Source organism: Bacillus sp. BS1807G30 (assembly GCF_040047675.1).
GTDB lineage: Bacteria > Bacillota > Bacilli > Bacillales > Bacillaceae > Bacillus > Bacillus altitudinis.
The window spans coordinates 216379-237103 of the sequence record NZ_CP157353.1; the positions used below are offsets into that span (position 1 = coordinate 216379).

Here is a 20725-nt window from a genome sequence, read left to right on the forward strand (position 1 = left end):
TTTTAACATTATGTTAAATAAAACATCCTTTAAGAAAGGAATTTGAAATGGAGATTAAAAATAGAATGAAAGTATTACGGGCAGAAAAAGACTGGACACAAAAGAATTTGGCAGAGAAGTTAGGTGTGACTCGTCAAACTGTGGCAGCGATTGAAAATGGTAAATATTCTTTGTCTTTAAAACTAGCATTTCAAATTGCGAGAACATTTGAAGTTGATTTATATGACGTTTTTCAAGAGGTCGACAAGGAGGAACAACAGCGATGATGACAACGATCATACTTTATTCTCTGATTATCCTTTCTATCTTAAGTACGGTCTTTCAATTTAAGAAAAGCCGTGAATATAAACAGGATGAACGGGGCCAATTTATTTTAGCGAAAGCCGGAAGTTTTTCAATTGTAGGTGTGGCATTAGCCTATATATTGGTTGCTGTCATTCAAGCTTTTGTTCATGAATTATCATCTCCAACAGAATGGTTTTATATAGCGATTACGTTTATGTATGTATCAAGTGTTTGCGCAAATACAATTGGCATTATCTATTGTGAAAGAAAATACTAATCTTTCATCTGCGGATGCAAGCTAGGGTACTTCATCATGAAGGGAAGAAAAAATATTGAAAAAATTACTGAAAATAATGCTGATTGCTCTATGTACCATTCTGACTGTCTTGGTTGTATTTGTAGCAAGTGTTTATGTTGTTAATCTAATTAGTAAGGAAAGAGAACAGGGGAAAATAGAAGCTTATGGGCAAAAGGTCTTGGTGGATGGGAAGCAGATGAATGTGCTCATTCAAGGCGATGGGAAAGAAACGATTGTCCTTCTCCCAGGCTATGGAACTGCTTCACCCGTGCTTGATTTTAAACCGTTAGTCAAGGAGTTATCGCCATATTATAGAGTCGTTGTGATTGAACCGTTTGGTTATGGTTTAAGTGACGACACAGATAAAGTAAGGACAAGTCAAAACATTGTGGATGAGATTCATGAATGTTTGCAGAAACTTAACATTAAAAAATATACGCTGATGGGTCATTCGATTTCTGGCATTTATGGATTAGAATATGTGAATCAATACGAAAAAGAAGTCCAAGCCTTTGTCGGCATTGATACGAGTGTTCCTAAACAGGAAACGGATGAATTGCCGGTTTCTAGCTTGCAGCTGCTCAATCAATCTGGCTTTTACAGATTGTTATTGAAAGTGAATCCAGATCAACTGGTGATGCCTAACGTGGATCAACAAACGAAAGATCAAATCAAAATGCTGACCTTCCGAAATTTCTTGAATGAAAGCCAAGCGAGTGAGGCGGAAAATTTCACAAATAACTTTAAAAATGCAGAGCGTTTACATTTTCCTAAGCGTCTCCCTGTTGTTTTCTACCTAGCGGATCAAACGGAGGAAGAAACACCAAGCTGGAAACCAATGCATGAAGAGCTGCTGAAAAATGTAGACCACGGAAAAGTCGTTACTTTCAAAGGCGGCCATTATTTGCATCATACGAAATCAAAAGAAATCGCAGATGATGTGAGGGAGTTTCTATCGAACAACGAGCGCTCACGTTAGCGTTCTTCCCCCTCTGCTTCTGTTTGAGTTGAACAGATGAAACATCGCAATTTTGATCAAAACGAGTGAACTGATTTGTTTTATGATCAAGAAGAGGTGAGGGAGATGATGTATAGTCGGGTGACGCAAGAGGTGATTTCTTATTTGGAGTCGCATTTGATGGATGAGCTGTCGCTGAGACAGGTGCCTGAGAAAGTAGGATATTCACATTTTCATTTGCTGCGTGTGTTTAAACGAGAAACCGGGCTGTCGATGGGGGAATATGTGCGGAAACGAAGATTAGCTACGGCTGCACAGCTTCTTTTGTATACGGATCAGGGGATTTTAGACATCGCTTTTTCGTTACAATTCCAATCGCAGGAAGCCTTTACGCGTGCTTTTAAGCATTTGTATTCCTTACCTCCCGGAATGTACAGGTCCATGATGAGAGACATGCAAATGAAAAAGGAGGAAGATTCGATGACATTACATGAAGCAGTACCTGGCTGGGGTTTGAGTGGTTCACATCCGCATATGTATGAGATGGGTGTTGATACAGCAGAATTTCATACGGGAAAGCAATCAGGTGTTTTATCATCTAAAGAAGGCGTACAAGATGGACAGTTTGCGACGATGATGCAAGGGTTTCAAGCAAAAGAGTATACAGGCAAGCGGTTGAAGCTCTCTGCTTTCTTGAAAACAGAGAATGTATCTTCAGCAGGAATTTGGATGCGGGTAGATGACGGAAAGGGTGATACGGTGCAGTTTGATAATATGCAGAATCGACCTGTGACAGATTCTACGGAATGGAATCAATATGCGATCGTATTAGATGTTCCTACGCGCAGTGAATCCATTCATTTTGGAGTGCTGCTCAGCGGTCATGGAACAGTCTGGGCTGACGGTTTTCGATTTGAGGAAGTGAATGAGAAAACACCTACGACAAATATGGCGGAGTCTTCGGCTCTGCCAGATGTGCCGATGAATTTGCATTTTGAGCTTGAGGAGACCGTGTGAGCGGTCTTTTTTTGTTGTATACAAATCTGCATGAACCGTTTATAATGAAAAATATAAATAAACATACCGACGGTCGGTATGTAAAAGGGGGCGTTTGAACTGGCGCGAAATAAGTATCCAGAAAAGACGATGCAGCAAATTTTGGACGTGTCGACAAAGTTGTTTCAGGAAAAGGGATTTGAAAAGACAAGTTTGCAAGATATTATCCATGAATTGAATATGTCTAAAGGGGCTATTTATCATCATTTTAAATCGAAGGATGAAATATTACGCGGCGTGATGGATCGGCAGTTTCGTTATGCAACCGAGAAGCTTGAGGAGTTAATTGAGCATACGGAGGCAGCTCATGCGAAAGAGAAGCTGCAGCTTATCCTGGAGCAGCTTGTGGCAGACCCTCAGTCTCATTCGATTGATGGGATCTTGGTTGATCAGATGAAAAATCCGCAATTTGTGATTGAAGGCATGAAGACAGGTGTCAATCAGGATGCTTTGAGAATCAAACAGTTAATCATTGAAGGGATTGAGGATGGTTCGATGGAAACTGCGTTTCCTGGTGAAGTGGCAGAAGTATTTTTGCTTCTTGTGAATATATGGTTGAATCCCACATTGTTTGTACGCAATCATGAAGAAACTGTCCAGCGTTTGTGTTTTTTAAAGCAGATGATGAAGGGTCTTGGCGTGGATATTGTGAGTGATCTATTTATTCAAAAGGTGACAGCGCACTATGCTGAAATTGGCGGGTATGATCTGCCCGAAAGATAAAGAATGCCAACTAATAGGAGGATGACGTATGATTCATTTTATGAAGGTTGAGCTAAGAAAAGGCCACATGAAGCAGTATATTCAAGCTAGTTTTATCGCGAGTATTGTGCTGCTAGTATTCATCTATTTTATTGCGTTTGCTGCAAAAATTGAACGCGAACCGGGTTTTCAGCAATATACGAATATTTATTTGTTAACGAGTACAGTATGGATGATCTTTTTTTCTATCATCACAGCTATGCTGTATTGGCGTGTAGGCAAGACTGTTGATCAGGAACGCACATCCAATTCAGTGAGATTCCTTTCTCATATGATATGGATGGTGTGCCTTTCAACGTTTGCGATGATGTGCAGCATCATTCCTTCATTTGTTGTGTTTAGTGTGTCTGAAATGTTCTTCCCTATTGTTCATGATACGCTGACGGCAGGTGCTCTGTTTCAATTGATGAAAACATTCTTTATGTTGATTGTTTGTGTTCAAGCGATTGGTTTGATGGCGATGAGAATCGGGTTGAGGAAGAAATCTGTTTTGATGACCGTCCTGACTGCAATTGTTTTATGTGCTGTTTTAGGAAATGTATCGCTGGCCATTTATGGAAATGATCACTTGAACCTCGTCCTGTCAGGAGTGATGATCTCGGCAATTCTCATTGTGATCTTGGAATTATGGAGCCGCATCGGCCGGCTGCAAACGAGGTAATTCATGATGGGAAAAGGATGGAGGCATGTGAAGCATACGGTTCAAATTGAAGAAGCAATAACGGAACTTTCGTTAAACTGGCTGGTGGGAGATGTTCGCCTTTATCACCATGAACATCCTTATGTATTGATGAAGCAGACCACCAATCACGTTTTTCCCCATCGGTATTTACTGCATCATCAAGTGCAGGAAGGCAGGCTAGTCATTCAAGATAAAAGAAAACGAGCGATCAGCTTGGGGCTTCATCTTCATCAAACGAATTTGGAGATTTATCTCCCTCAGGCACAGTTACAGTCCTTGTCTATTCATTGTAAAGGAGCAAATCTATTCTTGGATGGACTGAAGGTGAAGGAGGCTGAATGCCAATTGATTTCTGGAAAGTCCATGTTTACGGGAGAAATCAAGCATCTGCGCTTGCAGACAGTGGGTGGACTTATCTCTAGTCAACAGCTCAACACGCAGACATTGAGCCTGCGTACTACTTCGTCAAAAGTGGAGATGGTAGGTGCTTTTTCAGATATTGATCTGAATTTAATAGGCAGAAGGGTACAGATACATTCAAAGGCCATGCTACATTCGCTCAAATCGACGTCAACTGGATCATCTGTCAAAGTGGCGATTCCGGAAAATGATGGATTTATTTGTTATGTGAAGAAAAGATCAGGTACTTTTCACATTGACTTTCCATGTATTGATGATCAGGAGAAAATGATTTATAAAAATGGAGGGAAAAGCTTTGAGGTGGATATAAGGGGCGGTTCTTTTCTATTAAGTGATGGTCATTGAAGTGATGTTGATCCTCTAATTCGATATATCAATATAAAATAATTTGAATATCTTCTTATGTCAGAATATTTTGCTAATATTGTTTTCCTCAAAAAAACAATTGTTTTTTAAGGGTAGATTTATTATGATAATATACATCGAAAGATTGAAGATTTTGAATCAGAATGAAAATTCTGATTTTTTATTTTTTATGTTGTTTGTTGATGAGGGGGAATAGAAGTGGCTCAAAAGGAATTAAAGAGAGGGTTAAGTGCTCGTCATATTCAAATGATCGCGCTTGGCGGCACAATTGGTGTTGGCTTATTTATGGGGTCAGCTAAAGCCATTCAATGGACAGGTCCATCGGTTCTTCTAGCGTACGCAGTGTGTGGTATTTTTATCTTTTTTATTATGCGTGCGATGGGAGAAATGTTGTATCTTGAACCGAGTACGGGATCGTTTGCTACATTTGGGCATCAATATATTCATCCGCTTGCGGGGTATATGACAGCTTGGAGTAACTGGTTCCAGTGGGTCATTGTTGGAATGTCTGAGATTATCGCTGTAGGCGCTTATATGAAATATTGGTTCCCGGAGTTACCGGCGTGGATTCCCGGATTAATCGCCATGATCATTTTAGGTGCGGCCAACTTGATTTCGGTTAAGTCATTCGGTGAGTTTGAATTCTGGTTTGCGATGATCAAGATTGTGACGATTATTTTAATGATCATTGCAGGTTTAGGCATTATTTTCTTTGGGTTTGGCAATGGTGGAACAGCGATTGGTTTGTCTAACCTTTGGGCGCATGGCGGATTCTTTACAGGTGGATTTAGCGGTTTCTTGTTTGCATTGTCCCTAGTGATTGCTGCCTATCAAGGGGTAGAGCTCATTGGGATTACTGCAGGTGAGGCGCAAAATCCGCAAAAGACGCTGACAAATGCCATCAAAAGCATCATCTGGCGTATTTTGATTTTCTATATCGGTGCGATCTTTGTCATCGTGACGGTGTATCCGTGGGATCAGCTGAATACGCTCGGCAGTCCATTTGTGGCGACGTTTGCGAAAATTGGAATTACGGCAGCAGCAGGTATTATTAACTTTGTTGTCATTACAGCAGCGATGTCCGGCTGTAATAGTGGAATCTTCAGTGCGGGACGTATGCTTTATACATTAGGTGTGAATGGACAGGCACCTGCTTTCTTTACAAAAATTTCGAAGAATGGTGTACCGTATTTTGGGACATTTGCTGTGCTGATTGGTTTAGCGGTTGGGGTGGTCTTAAATTACGTTTCTCCGCCAAACATTTTCGTTTATGTGTATAGTGCGAGTGTCCTTCCTGGTATGGTGCCTTGGTTTGTGATTTTAATTAGTCACATTGGCTTCAGAAAAGCGAAGGGGGCAGCGCTTGATCAGCATCCATTCAAGATGCCGCTAGCACCAGTTTCTAATTATCTTACGATTGGCTTTTTATTGATGGTTCTTGTGTTTATGCTCATTAATCAGGATACGCGTATTTCTCTTATTGTGGGGATTGTTTTCTTGATTGTTGTAGCGCTTAGCTTCTTCATCTTTGGAATTGGTAAACGAAAACCGATTGAAACAGCTTCTTCTGATCAAACGGTGAAATAATCAAAAGCCTTGCGGAGTGGACCCGCAAGGCTTTTGTCGTTTACAGAGAAGCTTTGACACGCTGAAAGACATCTGGAAAGTTGGTGAAAAGACCGGTGACGCCGTATTGCAGAAGACGTGTCATGTCTGCTTCGCTGTTTACCGTATATGGGTGAAGGAGGAGTCCATGGCTTCTGACCTGCTGTACATTTTCAAGTGTCAAAGCTCTAAAATTCGGTCCGATCCCCACTGCATACGTTTTGATGAAGTCGAGCTGATCATCTGTAATAGATGTCATTTGCGCCCTGTCTAAAAGCTGTACTTTTGGAAGCCGAGGGGCGAGTTTCTGCAATTTTAATAGACTTTCTTGGCTGAAAGATTGGATGATGACCTGCCCTTTTCTCGTATGTTTTCCAAGAAGATGATGTTTCTTTAAGACGGCCAATAGCTTTTCTTCCATTTGTGGATAGATGTCTGGTTTTTTGGTTTCAATATAATAATTTTCTCGTTTACCGAAGTAGCGTAATACCTCATCTAATGTGAGGACTTGCTGTCCAATATAGTGGGTATTTTGTTTGTCGGGGTTGGCTTCGTTAAACCATGCACCGGCATCGAGCTGTTTGATTTCGGCAAGTGTGAGGTCTTTGACCCAGCCTGTTCCGTTTGTCGTCCGGTCAACCGTTTCATCGTGCATGACGATGAGGTGTCCATCCTTTGTCATTTGAAGGTCGAGTTCGAGGTAATCTGCATTCATCTTTGTGGCGAGCTTGTAGGAAACCAGGGTATGCTCTGGGGCATACCCTGATGCTCCGCGGTGTGCAACGGTTAAAATGCGATCTGGAGATAAAAGATGTTCATGTGCCGATATGGTGGTCGGCACCCAACCAAAAGACAGTAAAGCAAAAGAGAGTAACACGAAAGCAAGTAATCTACTTTTCTTCATATTTTATCCTCCTTTTACGGTAACTGCCTCCATCATAAGAAATAGATGTAAAGGGCATGTTGGGCGGAGATGAATCTTTTATGTGATTTTCATTAAGCTTGCTCTACGCGTTTTCCTGTATTCCATGTCATGGCGAGGAACACAATCGCAAGGATACAAGAACCAACTAGTAAAATGAAACCTCCTGTCCAGTCATAGTGATCGACGACGACGCCCATCATGGCATTAGCAAAAGCAGAGCCACCAATATACCCAAAGAATCCTGTCAGCCCGGCAGCAGTGCCAGCGGCTTTTTTCGGAGCGAGATCAATGGCTTGCAGTCCAATGAGCATGACGGGTCCGTAAATTAAAAACCCGATGCTGATGAGGGCAATGTTATCAACCATTGGATTGCCAGCAGGGTTTAACCAGTACACAAGAACCGCAATTAATACGCCAATCATAAAGAGGACGCCAGCAGGTGCGCGGCGGCTTCTAAAGAAGCGGTCACTAATCCACCCGCACAATAATGTACCAGGGATGCCTGCATATTCATAAAGGAAATAAGACCAGCGTGAATGCTCTGGTGAGAATCCTTTTGCTTCTGTTAAATAGGTAGGTGCCCAGTCTACGACCCCGTAACGGACAAAGTACACAAAGACGTTGGCAATGGCGATATACCAAAGGAATTTATTGTTGAGCACATATTTAAACAAAATCTCTTTTACTGTTAATTCTTTTTCTTGATCTTCATATTGTTGTGCCGGATAGTCATTTCGGTATTCTTCAATTGGCGGAAGACCAGCGGATTGCGGGGTGTCCCGTACGAGAAGAATGATGACGAAGGAGACGATAATGGCAATGATGGCAGGGAAGAAAAAGATACTTTTCCACGTCGCAAACAAAACAATTCCTAATGTAATAAGCGGTGCAAGAATCCCCCCGCCGATATTGTGAGCGACGTTCCAAATGGACATTTTCGTTCCACGTTCACTCACCGAAAACCAATGTGCCATCGTTCGTCCGCATGGCGGCCACCCCATTCCTTGAAACCAGCCGTTTAAGAACATGAATAAAAACATGATCCATACACTGGATGTCACCCATGGAAATGAGACAAATAGAATATTGATAAGAGCTGATAGAAAAAGTCCAGCGGCTAAAAAGTATCTTGGGTTACACCGGTCTGAGATCATCCCCATAATGAATTTACTAAAGCCATAAGCGATTGAAACGGCCGCTAGTACAAAGCCTAATTCACTTTTTGTGAACCCCTCTTCCTGTAAATAAGGGATGGCAAATGCGAAATTTTTGCGCAGCAAATAGTAGCCCGCATATCCGATAAAGATTCCCAAAAAGACTTGCAGCCGCAGCCGTTTATAGGTTTCGTCTGTTTTGGCATCATCGAGCCTGTCGATATGCGGAGCTGGTTTAAACCATTTGAACATAAACATCCTCCTCTTGTAGATATGACTGAAACAAAAGTACGAGGTCTGTCTTTGATCTTGTACTTTTTCAGAGACAAAAGAATTGATAACGCTTTCTTTTGTACTCCCATCATATCGGATGGAGTAGATGTTTATGATGAGGCTTTTGTCATTATTTTGGAAAAATAGTTCATGAAGTGATGAAAAAAATCCGCACAATGGCGGATTTTTAATAGTGGTTAAATCGATACATCAATTTTTGCAGATTTCTTTAGTTGATCAATTTCTTTTTGTACTTCTTTTTGCTTTTCTTGAGATTCTAACTGCTTCTTGATTTGTGATTTGACGTCTTTGAAATCAGGTGCTTTTTGTTTTTGTTTTTTCATTTGTTCGGCGTATTGGTCATAGTACGCTTTGACGTCTTTTTCAGACACAGAGGCTGATTTAATTTCTTTGTCGACATATTGGCTGTATTTGATGCTGTCGGCAATATCACTTTTCAGCTGATCCATTGTCAGTCCGCTCTTTTTGAGTGCTTCTTCAAATTGAGCATTGTCTTTAAATTGTTTCTTTTCTTCTTTTAGCTGCTTATCGACTTGCTTGTCAGAGGCTTTATAGCCCTTCTTCTCAGCATCTTGCAGGATGAGCTCTTGACCTACTAGCGCATCAATGGTTTGCTTTTTGACAGCTTTTGCGCCTTCTTTAGATGTTGGGTCTTGTCCTGACTGCTGAAGCTGACCTTGAATGGTCGATAGGGCGCTATTGTATTCACTTCCTGTGATTTTATCTTTGTTGACGGTCGCAACGACCTTTTGATCATCAATTTTTTGTGCGTCTAATTTCTTTTGCATCTCTTCCATTTGCTTTTGCTGCTCTTTTTGGTCAGCCTGTGTTGTTTCCTTGCTGTTGGCTGAATCGTTTTGCTTATCCTGTTTCGCATCGTTTGATGAGCAGGCTGCAAGCCCCACTGATAACAGACAAGCAATGAGTGTATATGATACTTTTTTCAATTATTTTCTCTCCCTTCGGTATGAGAACATCTAGTGCGCATTGTAACCGTTTTAGAGGAAAAATAAAACCGTACAGACGAATTGTTAGCGGATTGACATTTTTTTTATCTGTTTGTCCTCATTTTGTCTTCTCATAGTCATCATATGACAGCTCAAATTTGAAATAATTGTTCCATCGCTTCGTCGAGATTGGTGATCGGCTGTCGGCAACTGTAGTTCTCGCAAATATAGACTGTCGTGCTGTCGTTGATCGTTTTGTAATCTTTTGCAAAAGGTGCGAGCCTTGCTAATTCTTGCCCTGTTTCGGCAGTTAAAATGAGATCAAATGGCATGAATCGTTTTTGCAATGCTTGTAGAAGCTGTTCTTTTTGCGGGTCGCCCTTTTTCCCAAGAATAATGATTTCTCGTTTTGCGGCATATTGGCTCAATAGTCCTTGTAAAAAGGCGGTATGTCCGCTTGGATAGGAAGAGACATCTACGTAAAAGGCGCTGAACATCTTCTCTAGTGTTTCGATCCAGTCTTGACGTCCGATCATTCTGCTTATTTTCAGAAGCTGTTGGAGTGCAGTGCTGTTACCAGACGGCATGGCCCCGTCGTATACTTCTTTTTCACGAACGATAAGCGCTTCTGCATCTGAGCCTGAGAAGAAAAAGCCCCCGATTTGCTCATCCCAAAATAGTTCAAACATATTTTCAGCAACGGCTCTGGCTTTTGTCAGCCAATCTAGGTCAAAGGTCGCTTCGTATAAAGACATATAAGCTGTTAGCATGTGCGCATAATCCTCGATAAAGCCTAGATGCTTTACGTCCCCTTCCCTGTAGCGGACCATGAGCCGTTCCTGCTGGACGAGGTGTGTTTCTAGAAAAGATATTGCCTGTTTTGCTATGCGGATAGCCTCTTCTTCATGAAAGACACTCCCTGCTTTGGCAAGTGCGGAGATCATCAGCGCATTCCACGAGGTGAGTACCTTGTCATCGATTAGCGGTGCAGGTCGCTGCTGTCTTACAGTGAGTAAGATGTGTCGAGCGGATTGCAGTTTAGAATAAAGGGTTTGGTCGTCGATTGAATATGCTGCCTTGATGTCATCAAATGAGGTGGAAATGGTATGAGGGATGTTCTGTCCTTCAAAATTTCCTTCCTCTGTGATGTGGTAGACCGCACAAAATAAAGTGCCGAGGTCATCACCTAAATGAGTCATGATCTCCTCTTTTGTCCAAACGTAATATTGCCCTTCCTTTCCTTCCGAATCGGCATCGATTGCCGAATAAAAAGAGCCATCATGATTCATCATGTCTCGTTTGATAAATTGAATGAGGTCTTGGACAAGCTTTTCGTACTCAGGGTGTTGAGTGATTTGATAGGCTTCGGTGAAGGCATCTATCAGCAAGGCGTTATCATACAGCATCTTTTCGAAATGCGGCACAAGCCATTTTTCATCGGTTGAATATCGAGTAAATCCAGAACCAATATGATCATAAATACCACCGTTTGCCATGCCGTTTAACGTTTTTGTGACAGCATATAACGCATTTTCTTGCCCTGTCCATTCAAAATAACGCATGAGAAACGTGAGCATATGAGGTGCAGGAAATTTAGGCGCAGAACCGAAGCCGCCATACAGCGTATCAAAGCTGCTCATGAGCTGATAATAGGCTTTGTGAATCGACTCCTGAGTGAGCGTATTTTCTGTCTGCCCTGCTGCCTTGATCCGCAAATTATTTGTTGCCTTTTCTGCCAATGATTCAATATGATCACGATCGTTGTGATACGCATCCAGCAATTGCGTCAGTGCTTCAATGAAGCCGGGACGGCCGTAAGCACTTCTTTTTGGAAAGTATGTCCCCGCATAAAAAGGCTTTTGATCAGGCGTGACAAACACGTTGAGCGGCCAGCCGCCTTGCCCGGTCATCATCTGACAAACGGACATATACATCGAGTCAATATCTGGACGCTCCTCACGATCGACCTTGATTGAAATGAAATGCTCGTTTAGGATGTCAGCGACTTGTTGATCTTCGAAACTTTCGTGTGCCATGACGTGGCACCAGTGGCAAGTGGCGTAGCCGATGCTGACAAGCACCGGTTTATTTTCACGTTTCGCTTTGTCGAATGCTTCTTGCCCCCACGGGTACCAGTGAACTGGGTTGTGGGCGTGTTGAAGGAGGTAGGGTGATTTTTCCGTGATGAGTGGGTTGGTTGTTTGGTTGTTTGGCATGGGTCACCTGCTTTCGCATTACTATTTAAGGTGCTGTTGATATAAAAGGTGTACATTTACATCATTTATAACCGTTTTTAATTATTTTAACTCTGGAATAAAATTTAAAACTACTATATCGAGCTAAATATTAGCTAAAATTTCAACTGATTTGTCAAAACTGTTTGAGTCAAAAAAATGTATTTTCCTTTCAGGGAAGTACGCTCTAATTCTTTCGGAAATTGACTCTTTTTTATCTAATTCATAAATACCATACGCGATAACTTCAACTTTAGATTTGTTAATCGCATCTACTATATGTTTGTCCGCAGATTCACTTAAATCATGTCCATAAATAGTTAGATGTCCGTCTATTTCTGATAGTGCTTCGTGACAAAACCTTAAATATTTATTTGACTGAATTTGCTCTAACTTATCTTCCCAATTGCCCTCTGAAACATAGAGCGGTATATTATTATTTTCCATAGAATCAATGACTGCATCAATTAGGTAGTTCTGATTATTTTTTTTAACTTTTTCAATTAAGTCTACCTTATTAACAAATATGTGTAGTCCGCCATGTAAATAATATAAGTTTAAGGACTTGGTATTTTTTGAAGGTGCAAAATTTAAGAAATCTAATCCATTCAATCTGAAAAAATCATTGATTGCCCTTTCTTTTTTAGACAATTTAATATGTAACCAATAAGGTATAAGATCATAATTAGTTGTGAAGATACTCTTTTTAAATATATTAAACGTATGATTAGCTCCTATTTTACTATATAACTGTCTATCAAAATTATTGGGGTGAACATTTGCAACTCCATTTATTAATGCCTGTTTAACATTTTCATAACTGTACGAAAGTTCTTCATTATTATGATTGAATATTTTATTTATACTTATAGCTCGCTTTAAGTTCTCTAAGACATACTCAAAGTTTGTTGTTTCTAATTCACTAAATAATAATCTATCTTGTTTTTTGAGTGACTCCTTTTGGTTATCATATAGTGATTTATAATTAAAGTCCTGCCAAATGCCTATTGAAAAACCATTCCCAATAAGTAAGTGATCAGTTTTTATTCTTTTAGTTTCGTATAAATCTTGAAAGCTTTCAATCATCGATAACTCTCCTCTTCTTTGGAGCCAATTTTATTATTATTGTAACAGAAGTATTTCAATTATTCCCAAAAATTTCATATAAACTAATAGCGAGAATTTTAACATAAAGCTCTTATTAATAATTTTCTGATTTATTTTCTTCCAAAACAGCACAACTTGACATATCGGTATTTCTAGATATACAATGTCTGCCATGGAACCTATTGATGTGTTTAAGGCATTATCGAATGAAACAAGGTTGAATATTTTAAAGTGGCTTAAGGAACCAGAGAAGCATTTTCCTAAGCAAGGCGCTCATTTACCGAAGGAGGTTAGTTATAAGGGGGGCGTTTGTGTTGGGGATATTCAAGAAAAGGCGCAAATTTCTCAATCAACGGTCTCTAGCTACTTACATTTGATGCAAAAGGCTGGTCTGCTCGAATCGGTACGGCATGGGCAATGGACATACTATAGACGAAATGAAGAATTTATCCAACAGATCGGACAATATATGAAAACAGAGATCTAAAGGATGTGTGATTTCTGTTTTTTTCTATTCTATATATCTGTTTATCTAGATATATAAATATATGAATTGAAGGAGATTTGATGATGCGTTTGATTTTTTATGTACTTGCGCTATTAGCGGGTGCGGCACTTAGTTTTGAAGGAGCCATCTATGCGGAACTTGGGAAGTCGATCGGACAGTTAGAAACGAGTTTTTATAACTTTTTTGTCGGTTCAATTATCATGGGGCTATTGTGGCTCTTTTTTGGCAAAGGTGACCTTTCCTATACGTTGAAGGCACCGAAATGGTCGCTACTTGGCGGAGCGATGGGGGTTGTGTATTTAACGTCTATTGTGGTGAGTGTTCCATTTGTTGGTGTGGGGGTAACGATGGTTGCTGTCATTATTGGTCAGCTGCTGATGAGTATGGTGATTGAGCATTTTGGCTGGCTAGGGAGTCAGAGAACGAGAGTAAACAAAGAGAAGGTATTTGCGGTCATTTCGATGATCATTGCCCTTATTCTTATTCATTAGGAGGAAAGTCGATATGGCATTATTGTTAATTTTATTTACTTTCATCGGAGGCATTACGTTAAGTGCGCAATCTTCCATAAACGGTACGTTTAGCAGGAGAGCAGGTACGATTGAAACGACCTTTTTGACCTTTTTAACGGGTACGATGTTTTTGACCATTCTGATTTTATTCTTTGGGAGCGGACATCTGTTGAATCTCTTGCATGCACCAAAGTGGCAGTTGAGTGCGGCTTTTCTTGGAACGGCTTATTTAATCCTGACAGTGGTCGCTGTTCCGAAAATCGGTGTCATTGCTGCAAATATTGCGGGGATTGCTGGGCAGCTTGTCATTGGAATGGTCATCGATCATTTTGGCTGGTTCCATAGCCTAATGATTTCACTTGATCTCAAACGCATATTGGCCTTATTTTTTATGCTGATCGCTCTTTATTTTATTTACAAAGGAAATAAGCGCTCTAGAGAGGAAGCGAGTGCTTAAAGAGAACGGGCTGCTGTGACATTTGCTCTCAGCAGCTCTTTTATACTGATTCATCATGTTTGACTAAATACCTATCAGGGTATACTATCTGATCATAGGGAAAAGAGAAAGGAGTGTTAAACGTGGAGTATAATCAGCAGATGAAGAATCGTCTTCGCCGGATTGAAGGGCAGATTAAAGGGGTTCTTGCGATGATGGAGCAGGGAAAGGATTGCCGCGAGGTGGTGACGCAGCTGTCTGCATCACGCAATGCCATTGATCGGGCAATGGGTGTGATTGTGAGTACAAACCTTGAACAGTGTGTCCGTGAAAGTCTTGAGCAGGGCAAGGATACAGAGGGGCTTGTCAAAGAAGCGGTTGAGCTCTTGGTGAAAAGCCGGTAAGAAATTCCTCAGCCTTTGGAGGTTGACGAATTTTTTTACTTGTTATAATATACCCTTACCGGTATGTGTATATATTTTTTGTTTTCAATATACCCCCACGGGTAATTTATATAAGGAGGATCATGATGGAGGAACAGAAAAAACGAACAACAATTGTTTTATTTAGTGGAGATTATGATAAAGCGATGGCCGCTTATATTATTGCAAATGGCGCAGCAGCTTATGATCACGAGGTGACTATTTTTCATACTTTTTGGGGGCTGAATGCCTTGCGTCAGGAAGAGATGGTGCCACTGAAGAAGGGATTTTTAGAAAAAATGTTTGGCAAAATGATGCCGCGCGGCGCTGATCGAATGGGGCTGTCAAAGATGAATTTTGCAGGAATGGGACCGAAGATGATCAAGCATGTGATCAACAAACACAATGCCATGACCCTGCCGCAGCTCATTGATATGGCCAAGGAACAAGACATCAACCTCGTGGCATGTACGATGACGATGGATCTTTTAGGGCTACAGGAGAACGAGTTACTAGCAGACATTCAATATGCAGGTGTGGCAGCGTATTTAGCAGAGGCAGAAATCGGGAATGTGAACTTATTTATCTAGGGAGGTGTTCATACATGATTCAAACGCTTTTGCTCATCATTGTGCTCGCTTTGCTTGTGAGCCGTTTTCTTCCTGTACGGGGTGTGAAACAAATGGACGCAGCTCATCTGAAACCTAAATTGCATAGTCGGCATCAACAGCTGATAGACGTGCGATCACCTTTAGAGTTTCAAACAAATCATATAAAAGGATTTCAAAATATCCCCTTACCACAGTTAAGGAATCGAGCGCATGAGCTTGAGAAAAACAAAGAAATTTATGTGATCTGCCAAAGCGGGATGAGAAGTATGCAGGCGGCTAAATTATTAAAAAAACAGGGATTTACCCACATTACGAATATCAAGGGTGGCATGAATGCTTGGCGATTATAGGTATAAATAGGCTTTAAAATATACCCCCACCCCTATAAAAAGGAGGAAAAACAATGCAGCAACCAACAGCAATTCTAGATGCAAAAGGATTGGCATGCCCAATGCCCATTGTCAAAACGAAAAAACAAATGAATGAGCTCTTGCCAGGAGATGTGCTTGAAGTGCAAGCAACCGATAAAGGGTCTACAGCGGATTTAGCAGCTTGGTCAAAAAGCGCCGGTCATGAATTTTTAGGAACGAAAGTAGAAGGACCGGTGCTTCATCATTTGATTCGTAAAGGCGGAGCGAAACAGGAGGAGGAGGAGCAGTCAATGATTTCGGAAATGTCGTTGAACATGTTTCAACAGAAGGTAAAAGAAGATCAGCCATTGTTTATTTTAGATGTACGAGAGCCGGATGAATATGAAGCGGGTCATATTCCAGGAGCTGTTCACATCCCTCTTGGCGAGGTGGAACAACGTGCTGAAGAATTGAACCGAGAGACGCTCATTTACCTCATCTGTCATTCAGGCAGAAGGAGTGAATTAGCCGCACAAAAGTTAAAAGAAAAAGGATTTCATCAATTGATCAATGTAGTGCCAGGTATGAACAGCTGGACAGGAGAGATTGAAAAATAGGAGCTGAATGAAACGATGACTGTAAAAGCAATGACAGCAGAACAGTTAACAAAAAAGATCATCAACAAAGAGCCGATCTTTTTGTTGGATGTACGAAACGAATCAGATGTGCAGGACTGGAAAATTGAAGGGAAAGCCGTTGAATATTTAAATGTGCCTTACTTTGAGCTTCTTGATGGCGTAGAGGATATGGTGGAGAACATACCGGATGACCTAGATGTACTGGTCGTTTGTGCGAAAGAAGGCTCCTCTATTATGGTGGCAGAGATGCTGTCAGAGGCAGGCAGAGCGGCCCGTTATTTGCAAGGCGGCATGAAGGCATGGAGTGAGCATTTAGAGCCAGTGAAGATCGGTGATTTAACTGGCGGTGGAGAGTTGTACCAATTTGTGCGAATGGGCAAGGGGTGCTTGTCCTATATGATCATGTCGAATGGGGAAGCTGCGATTATTGATGCAGCTAGAATGACGGAGGTCTATACGCAATTTGCTAAAAAGCATCATGTCACAGTGACGCATGTGTTTGATACGCACCTCCATGCGGACCATATATCTGGCGGGAAAAAGCTGTCTGAACTGACTGGTGCTATCTATTGGCTACCGCCAAAAGACGCCGAAGAGGTGACATTTGATTACAAACACCTTGAAGAAGGACAGCGTGTGACGATTGGAGCGACGGAGATTGATATTCATGCCCTTTATTCACCGGGCCATACGATTGGTTCAACCTCTTTTATCGTAGACGGCCGTTACCTCCTTTCAGGTGATATTTTGTTCATTGATTCGATCGGACGACCTGACCTAGCCGGTATGGCGGAGGACTGGGTAGGTGATTTGAGAGAAACCCTTTATACACGATATACGGCGCTTTCGGCAGAATTGATTGTGCTGCCTGCACATTTTATGATCGTGGATGAGCTTAATGAAGACGGAAGCGTTTGGAAGGAGCTAGGCGCTTTGTTTGAAGAAAATCACGGGCTGAACATTGAAGATGAAGACGTATTTAGACAAATGGTCACGCAGGATCTCCCTGCACAGCCAAACGCTTATCAAGACATTCGGTCTACCAATATGGGGAAGCTGAATCCAGACGAGGAAGCGCAGCGAGACATGGAAATTGGTCCAAACCGTTGTGCGATTCGATAATGTTCAATAAAATAAAGAAGCGAGGGATGATCAGATGACATCAGATCACATTTTAGACGTAACCGGGCTTGCATGCCCAATGCCGATTATTCGGACGAAGAAAAAAATGAACGACTTGGCAGAAGGTCAAGTATTAGAAATACATGCAACAGATAAAGGGGCCAAAGCTGATTTGGCTGCATGGGCTAAGTCAAGCGGACATGAATTGATCACGCAGACAGATGAAGGGCATGTGCTGAAGTTCTGGGTGAGAAAAGGGTCCTAAAGGGGAGAGGGGTATCTATGAGGGAGCCCCTTTTCCTTTTGCAAAGGAGGAGACCAGCGTGGATTTTGCATTTTTCATTACTTTATTTATCATCGGATTTATTGGTTCCTTCTTATCAGGAATGGTCGGAATAGGAGGATCGGTGATCAACTATCCCATGCTGCTTTATATCCCGCCTCTTGTCGGAGTGCTGGCATTATCGGCACACGAGGTTTCAGGGATTGGTGCCATTCAAGTCCTATTTTCGACACTCGGCGGTGTGCTGGCGTATCGAAAAAGCGGATTTTTACATCGACCATTAATTTTATATATGGGGAGCAGTATATTGGCAGGGAGTTTATTAGGCAGCTATTTATCACATTTCCTTTCAGAGAAAGGCATCAATGTAGTCTATGGTCTGCTTGCCATTGTCGCTGTCATTTTAATGCTTGTTCCGAAAAAAGGACAGCGGGCAGAGGCGAATGAAGAAGTGACCTTTCATAAAGGACTGGCGGCTGGAATTGCTTTTGTGATCGGAAGTGTATCGGGCGTATTAGGTGCAGGCGGTGCCTTTATTTTAGTACCGGTGATGCTATCGATTCTCAAAATCCCTGTGCGGATGACGATTGCCTCGTCTCTGGCGATTACGTTTCTCTCTGCGATCGGCGCATCTGCTGGGAAAGTGCTGACGGGTCAAGTCATGTTCATGCCTGCTCTTGTCTTAATGGCGGCCAGTTTGATTGCTGCGCCGATTGGGGCGAAGATTGGTCAGAAGATCAATGCCGTTTATTTGCAATGGGCACTTGCCGTGATGATTACAGCCACAGCAATTAAAATCTGGCTGGATTTATTATAAGAAAAAGACCAACAACTGAGAGCAAGGGCTCTTTTCCATGTGTTGGTCTTTTTTATTTCATGTCATCGTGCTCGATATACGTTTCAAGTGCAGGGTGGTACTCTTTTTGATAATGAAGATTGGGGCATGTTTTCACGACTTTGCCTTGCAGGGCATTAGATTTCGAGACGTCTAATGCTGTTTTACATTTTGGACAGCGTTCGTTAAATATTGAGAGCCAGCGCTTCATAGATCACCACTCCAGTTAAAGTCTTAAAAACCGATTATATTAATATGAATTATAGGGGATTGTGTGAAGGAGGTCAATGGATATTTGGCTCTTTTTAACAAAAAAGAAGCATCGTATAAGATGCTTCAGCGTATAGACAAACCCTCGCATTCTTTGTCAACAATTTGAAATATGATTAGTAGGCTTTTGCCCAGAACACCATATCAGAAGCAGGTTTCCCGCAGCAGACACATGTGTCAGAAACGGATTCTTGTTCAAACGGGATACAGCGTGATGTCGCTCCTGTTCTCTCTTTGATGTCGTTTTCGCAGTCTTCATCACCGCACCACATGGCTTTGATCAACCTGTTTTCTTCGGCAAGAAGCTGCTCGATGTCTTCGATTGTGTGGGCGGTTGATGTTTTTTCATGTAATCGTTCTTTTGCTTTTTCGTACATCGTCTGCTGAATGTCTTCAAGCGTGGACGTGATGGTTTGTTCAAGTGCATCTAACGTGACGGCTTGCTTTTCACCTGTGTCTCGTCTTGCAAGCATCACCTGGCCTTTTTCCATATCCTTTGGTCCTACTTCTACGCGTAATGGGATGCCCTGCATTTCGCATTCGTTGAATTTCCAGCCAGGCTGTTTATCACTTGCATCGATGTCAGCGCGTGCGATGCGTGCGAGTCGATCCTTTAATTCATAGGCATGATCGAGGACACCTTCTTTATGGGAAGCAATTGGCACAACACGTACTTGGGTTGGCGCAATGTTTGGCGGCAGGACTAGTCCTCTGTCATCGCCATGCACCATGATCATAGCGCCAATGATTCTTGTGGTGAAGCCCCATGATGTTTGCTGGACATGCTCTAGTTTTCCTTCGCGATTTAAAAATTCAATGCCAAACGCCTTGGCAAATCCGTTGCCCAAGAAGTGAGAAGTGGCGGTTTGCAGGGCTTTTCCGTCATGCATCAAGCTTTCAACCGTATAGGTGAAGCGGGCGCCAGCGAATTTTTCTTTCTCTGTTTTCCTGCCTTTAATGACAGGGATCGCTAGAAGCTCTTCACAAATAGACGCATAGATATGGAGCATTCTTTCTGTTTCTTCAATCGCTTCTTGCTCAGTCTCGTGACAAGTGTGCCCTTCCTGCCAGAGGAATTCAAGGGTTCTAAGGAATGGACGTGTTGTCTTTTCCCAGCGGACGACATTGGCCCATTGGTTATATAGCTTCGGTAAATCACGATAGGAGTGAATGATGTTTTTATAATGCTCAGCGAACAGCACCTCAGACGTTGGTCTGACGCAGAGTCTTTCTTGTAATTCCGAATCACCGCCATGTGTCACCCACGCCACTTCAGGAGCAAAGCCTTCGATATGATCCTTTTCTTGCTGGAGCAGACTTTCTGGGATAAAGAGCGGCATATAGACATTCTCGTGACCCGTTTCTTTGATTTGACGATCAAGTTCGTCGCGAATATTCTCCCAAATTTTAAAACCGTATGGCTGAATGATCATACTGCCTCTAACGCTTGAATAATCGACGAGACGCGCCTTTGTGACAACATCTGTATACCACTGGGCAAAGTCGTCTTCCATGCTTGTAATTTTCTCAACAAATTGTTTCTTTGACATCGTCTTTTTCCTCCTTTTAAAAACAAAAAAGCTGTGCTTTAAGTTAGGGACCATTCCTGGTGGTACCACCCTAATTTAAAGCACAGCTTTACACT

The 20725-nt window shown here is 41.8% G+C and carries 25 protein-coding genes; 18 read left to right on the top strand and 7 right to left on the bottom strand.

The features are described from left to right. Positions 1-47: 47 nt before the first annotated feature. The 8 genes from ABG082_RS01200 (at position 48) to ABG082_RS01235 (ending at position 6414) form a co-directional block, all read left to right on the top strand. Positions 48-266: a helix-turn-helix transcriptional regulator gene (locus ABG082_RS01200; protein ID WP_029575486.1), complete on the top strand. Its 219-nt coding sequence runs from the start codon at positions 48-50 to the stop codon at positions 264-266. Further along, positions 263-562: a hypothetical protein gene (locus ABG082_RS01205; protein WP_017366494.1), complete on the top strand. Its 300-nt coding sequence runs from the start codon at positions 263-265 to the stop codon at positions 560-562. The genes ABG082_RS01200 and ABG082_RS01205 overlap by 4 nt, the downstream gene beginning before the upstream one ends. 55 nt (positions 563-617) lie before the next feature. Then, complete coding sequence (locus ABG082_RS01210; protein ID WP_019744068.1) at positions 618-1562, top strand: alpha/beta hydrolase; 945 nt, start codon at positions 618-620, stop codon at positions 1560-1562. Positions 1563-1667: 105 nt separating this feature from the next. Beyond that, positions 1668-2558 (top strand): AraC family transcriptional regulator, encoded by an 891-nt coding sequence (locus tag ABG082_RS01215; RefSeq protein WP_282834038.1) that lies wholly within the window; start codon positions 1668-1670, stop codon positions 2556-2558. A 129-nt stretch (positions 2559-2687) separates the two neighbouring features. After that, on the top strand, positions 2688-3320 hold the full coding sequence (locus ABG082_RS01220; RefSeq protein ID WP_008343904.1) for a TetR/AcrR family transcriptional regulator: 633 nt from the start codon (positions 2688-2690) through the stop codon (positions 3318-3320). A 28-nt stretch (positions 3321-3348) separates the two neighbouring features. Further along, complete coding sequence (locus ABG082_RS01225) at positions 3349-4020, top strand: hypothetical protein (protein WP_019744065.1); 672 nt, start codon at positions 3349-3351, stop codon at positions 4018-4020. A gap of 27 nt (positions 4021-4047) precedes the next feature. Beyond that, positions 4048-4806, top strand: a complete 759-nt coding sequence (locus ABG082_RS01230) for a DUF4097 family beta strand repeat-containing protein (RefSeq protein ID WP_048002341.1) — start codon at positions 4048-4050, stop codon at positions 4804-4806. Between the two features lie 219 nt (positions 4807-5025). Further along, positions 5026-6414 carry an amino acid permease gene (locus ABG082_RS01235; RefSeq protein ID WP_035702983.1) on the top strand — a complete coding sequence of 463 codons (1389 nt, stop codon included), beginning with the start codon at positions 5026-5028 and terminating at the stop codon, positions 6412-6414. Between the two features lie 40 nt (positions 6415-6454). Here the strand turns inward: ABG082_RS01235 and ABG082_RS01240 are convergent, their stop codons facing one another. From ABG082_RS01240 to ABG082_RS01260, 5 genes are all read right to left on the bottom strand, one after another. Next, complete coding sequence (locus ABG082_RS01240; protein WP_272511941.1) at positions 6455-7336, bottom strand: glycerophosphodiester phosphodiesterase; 882 nt, start codon at positions 7334-7336, stop codon at positions 6455-6457. A gap of 92 nt (positions 7337-7428) precedes the next feature. Continuing rightward, a complete protein-coding gene (glpT, locus tag ABG082_RS01245; RefSeq protein ID WP_008343899.1) occupies positions 7429-8763 on the bottom strand; it encodes a glycerol-3-phosphate transporter in 1335 nt (444 codons plus the stop codon). A gap of 218 nt (positions 8764-8981) precedes the next feature. Beyond that, positions 8982-9752 carry a SurA N-terminal domain-containing protein gene (locus ABG082_RS01250; RefSeq protein ID WP_017358711.1) on the bottom strand — a complete coding sequence of 257 codons (771 nt, stop codon included), beginning with the start codon at positions 9750-9752 and terminating at the stop codon, positions 8982-8984. Positions 9753-9904: 152 nt separating this feature from the next. Further along, positions 9905-11968 (bottom strand): thioredoxin domain-containing protein, encoded by a 2064-nt coding sequence (locus ABG082_RS01255; protein ID WP_348936440.1) that lies wholly within the window; start codon positions 11966-11968, stop codon positions 9905-9907. Positions 11969-12091: 123 nt separating this feature from the next. Next, on the bottom strand, positions 12092-13072 hold the full coding sequence (locus ABG082_RS01260; protein WP_341041349.1) for a DUF4917 family protein: 981 nt from the start codon (positions 13070-13072) through the stop codon (positions 12092-12094). A 193-nt stretch (positions 13073-13265) separates the two neighbouring features. On the opposite strand from ABG082_RS01260, the gene ABG082_RS01265 reads away from it, so the two are divergent. The 10 genes from ABG082_RS01265 (at position 13266) to ABG082_RS01310 (ending at position 18792) form a co-directional block, all read left to right on the top strand. After that, the gene (locus tag ABG082_RS01265) at positions 13266-13580 is read left to right on the top strand and encodes a metalloregulator ArsR/SmtB family transcription factor (protein WP_008343888.1); all 315 of its coding nucleotides are present in this window, start codon (positions 13266-13268) and stop codon (positions 13578-13580) included. 83 nt (positions 13581-13663) lie between these two features. Then, entirely contained in the window at positions 13664-14092 is a 429-nt protein-coding gene (locus tag ABG082_RS01270; RefSeq protein ID WP_008343887.1) for a DMT family transporter, read from the top strand. A gap of 13 nt (positions 14093-14105) precedes the next feature. Then, positions 14106-14570, top strand: a complete 465-nt coding sequence (locus tag ABG082_RS01275; protein ID WP_035390624.1) for a DMT family transporter — start codon at positions 14106-14108, stop codon at positions 14568-14570. Positions 14571-14692: 122 nt separating this feature from the next. After that, entirely contained in the window at positions 14693-14953 is a 261-nt protein-coding gene (locus tag ABG082_RS01280) for a metal-sensitive transcriptional regulator (RefSeq protein WP_003217059.1), read from the top strand. Between the two features lie 125 nt (positions 14954-15078). Next, a complete protein-coding gene (locus ABG082_RS01285) occupies positions 15079-15561 on the top strand; it encodes a DsrE/DsrF/DrsH-like family protein (protein ID WP_052320710.1) in 483 nt (160 codons plus the stop codon). Between the two features lie 14 nt (positions 15562-15575). Continuing rightward, complete coding sequence (locus ABG082_RS01290) at positions 15576-15932, top strand: rhodanese-like domain-containing protein (protein ID WP_079919416.1); 357 nt, start codon at positions 15576-15578, stop codon at positions 15930-15932. A 53-nt stretch (positions 15933-15985) separates the two neighbouring features. Next, complete coding sequence (locus ABG082_RS01295; protein WP_079919414.1) at positions 15986-16549, top strand: sulfurtransferase TusA family protein; 564 nt, start codon at positions 15986-15988, stop codon at positions 16547-16549. 15 nt (positions 16550-16564) lie between these two features. Then, the gene (locus ABG082_RS01300) at positions 16565-17692 is read left to right on the top strand and encodes an MBL fold metallo-hydrolase (RefSeq protein WP_079919412.1); all 1128 of its coding nucleotides are present in this window, start codon (positions 16565-16567) and stop codon (positions 17690-17692) included. A gap of 34 nt (positions 17693-17726) precedes the next feature. Next, positions 17727-17957, top strand: coding sequence for a sulfurtransferase TusA family protein (locus ABG082_RS01305; RefSeq protein WP_008343881.1), 231 nt, complete (start codon positions 17727-17729; stop codon positions 17955-17957). Between the two features lie 58 nt (positions 17958-18015). Further along, complete coding sequence (locus tag ABG082_RS01310) at positions 18016-18792, top strand: sulfite exporter TauE/SafE family protein (RefSeq protein WP_348936441.1); 777 nt, start codon at positions 18016-18018, stop codon at positions 18790-18792. Positions 18793-18844: 52 nt separating this feature from the next. On the opposite strand, the gene ABG082_RS01315 is transcribed toward ABG082_RS01310, so the two are convergent. Next, complete coding sequence (locus tag ABG082_RS01315) at positions 18845-19021, bottom strand: hypothetical protein (RefSeq protein ID WP_017358723.1); 177 nt, start codon at positions 19019-19021, stop codon at positions 18845-18847. 175 nt (positions 19022-19196) lie between these two features. Then, positions 19197-20630, bottom strand: a complete 1434-nt coding sequence (gene proS / locus ABG082_RS01320) for a proline--tRNA ligase (RefSeq protein WP_348936442.1) — start codon at positions 20628-20630, stop codon at positions 19197-19199. Positions 20631-20725: the final 95 nt, after the last annotated feature.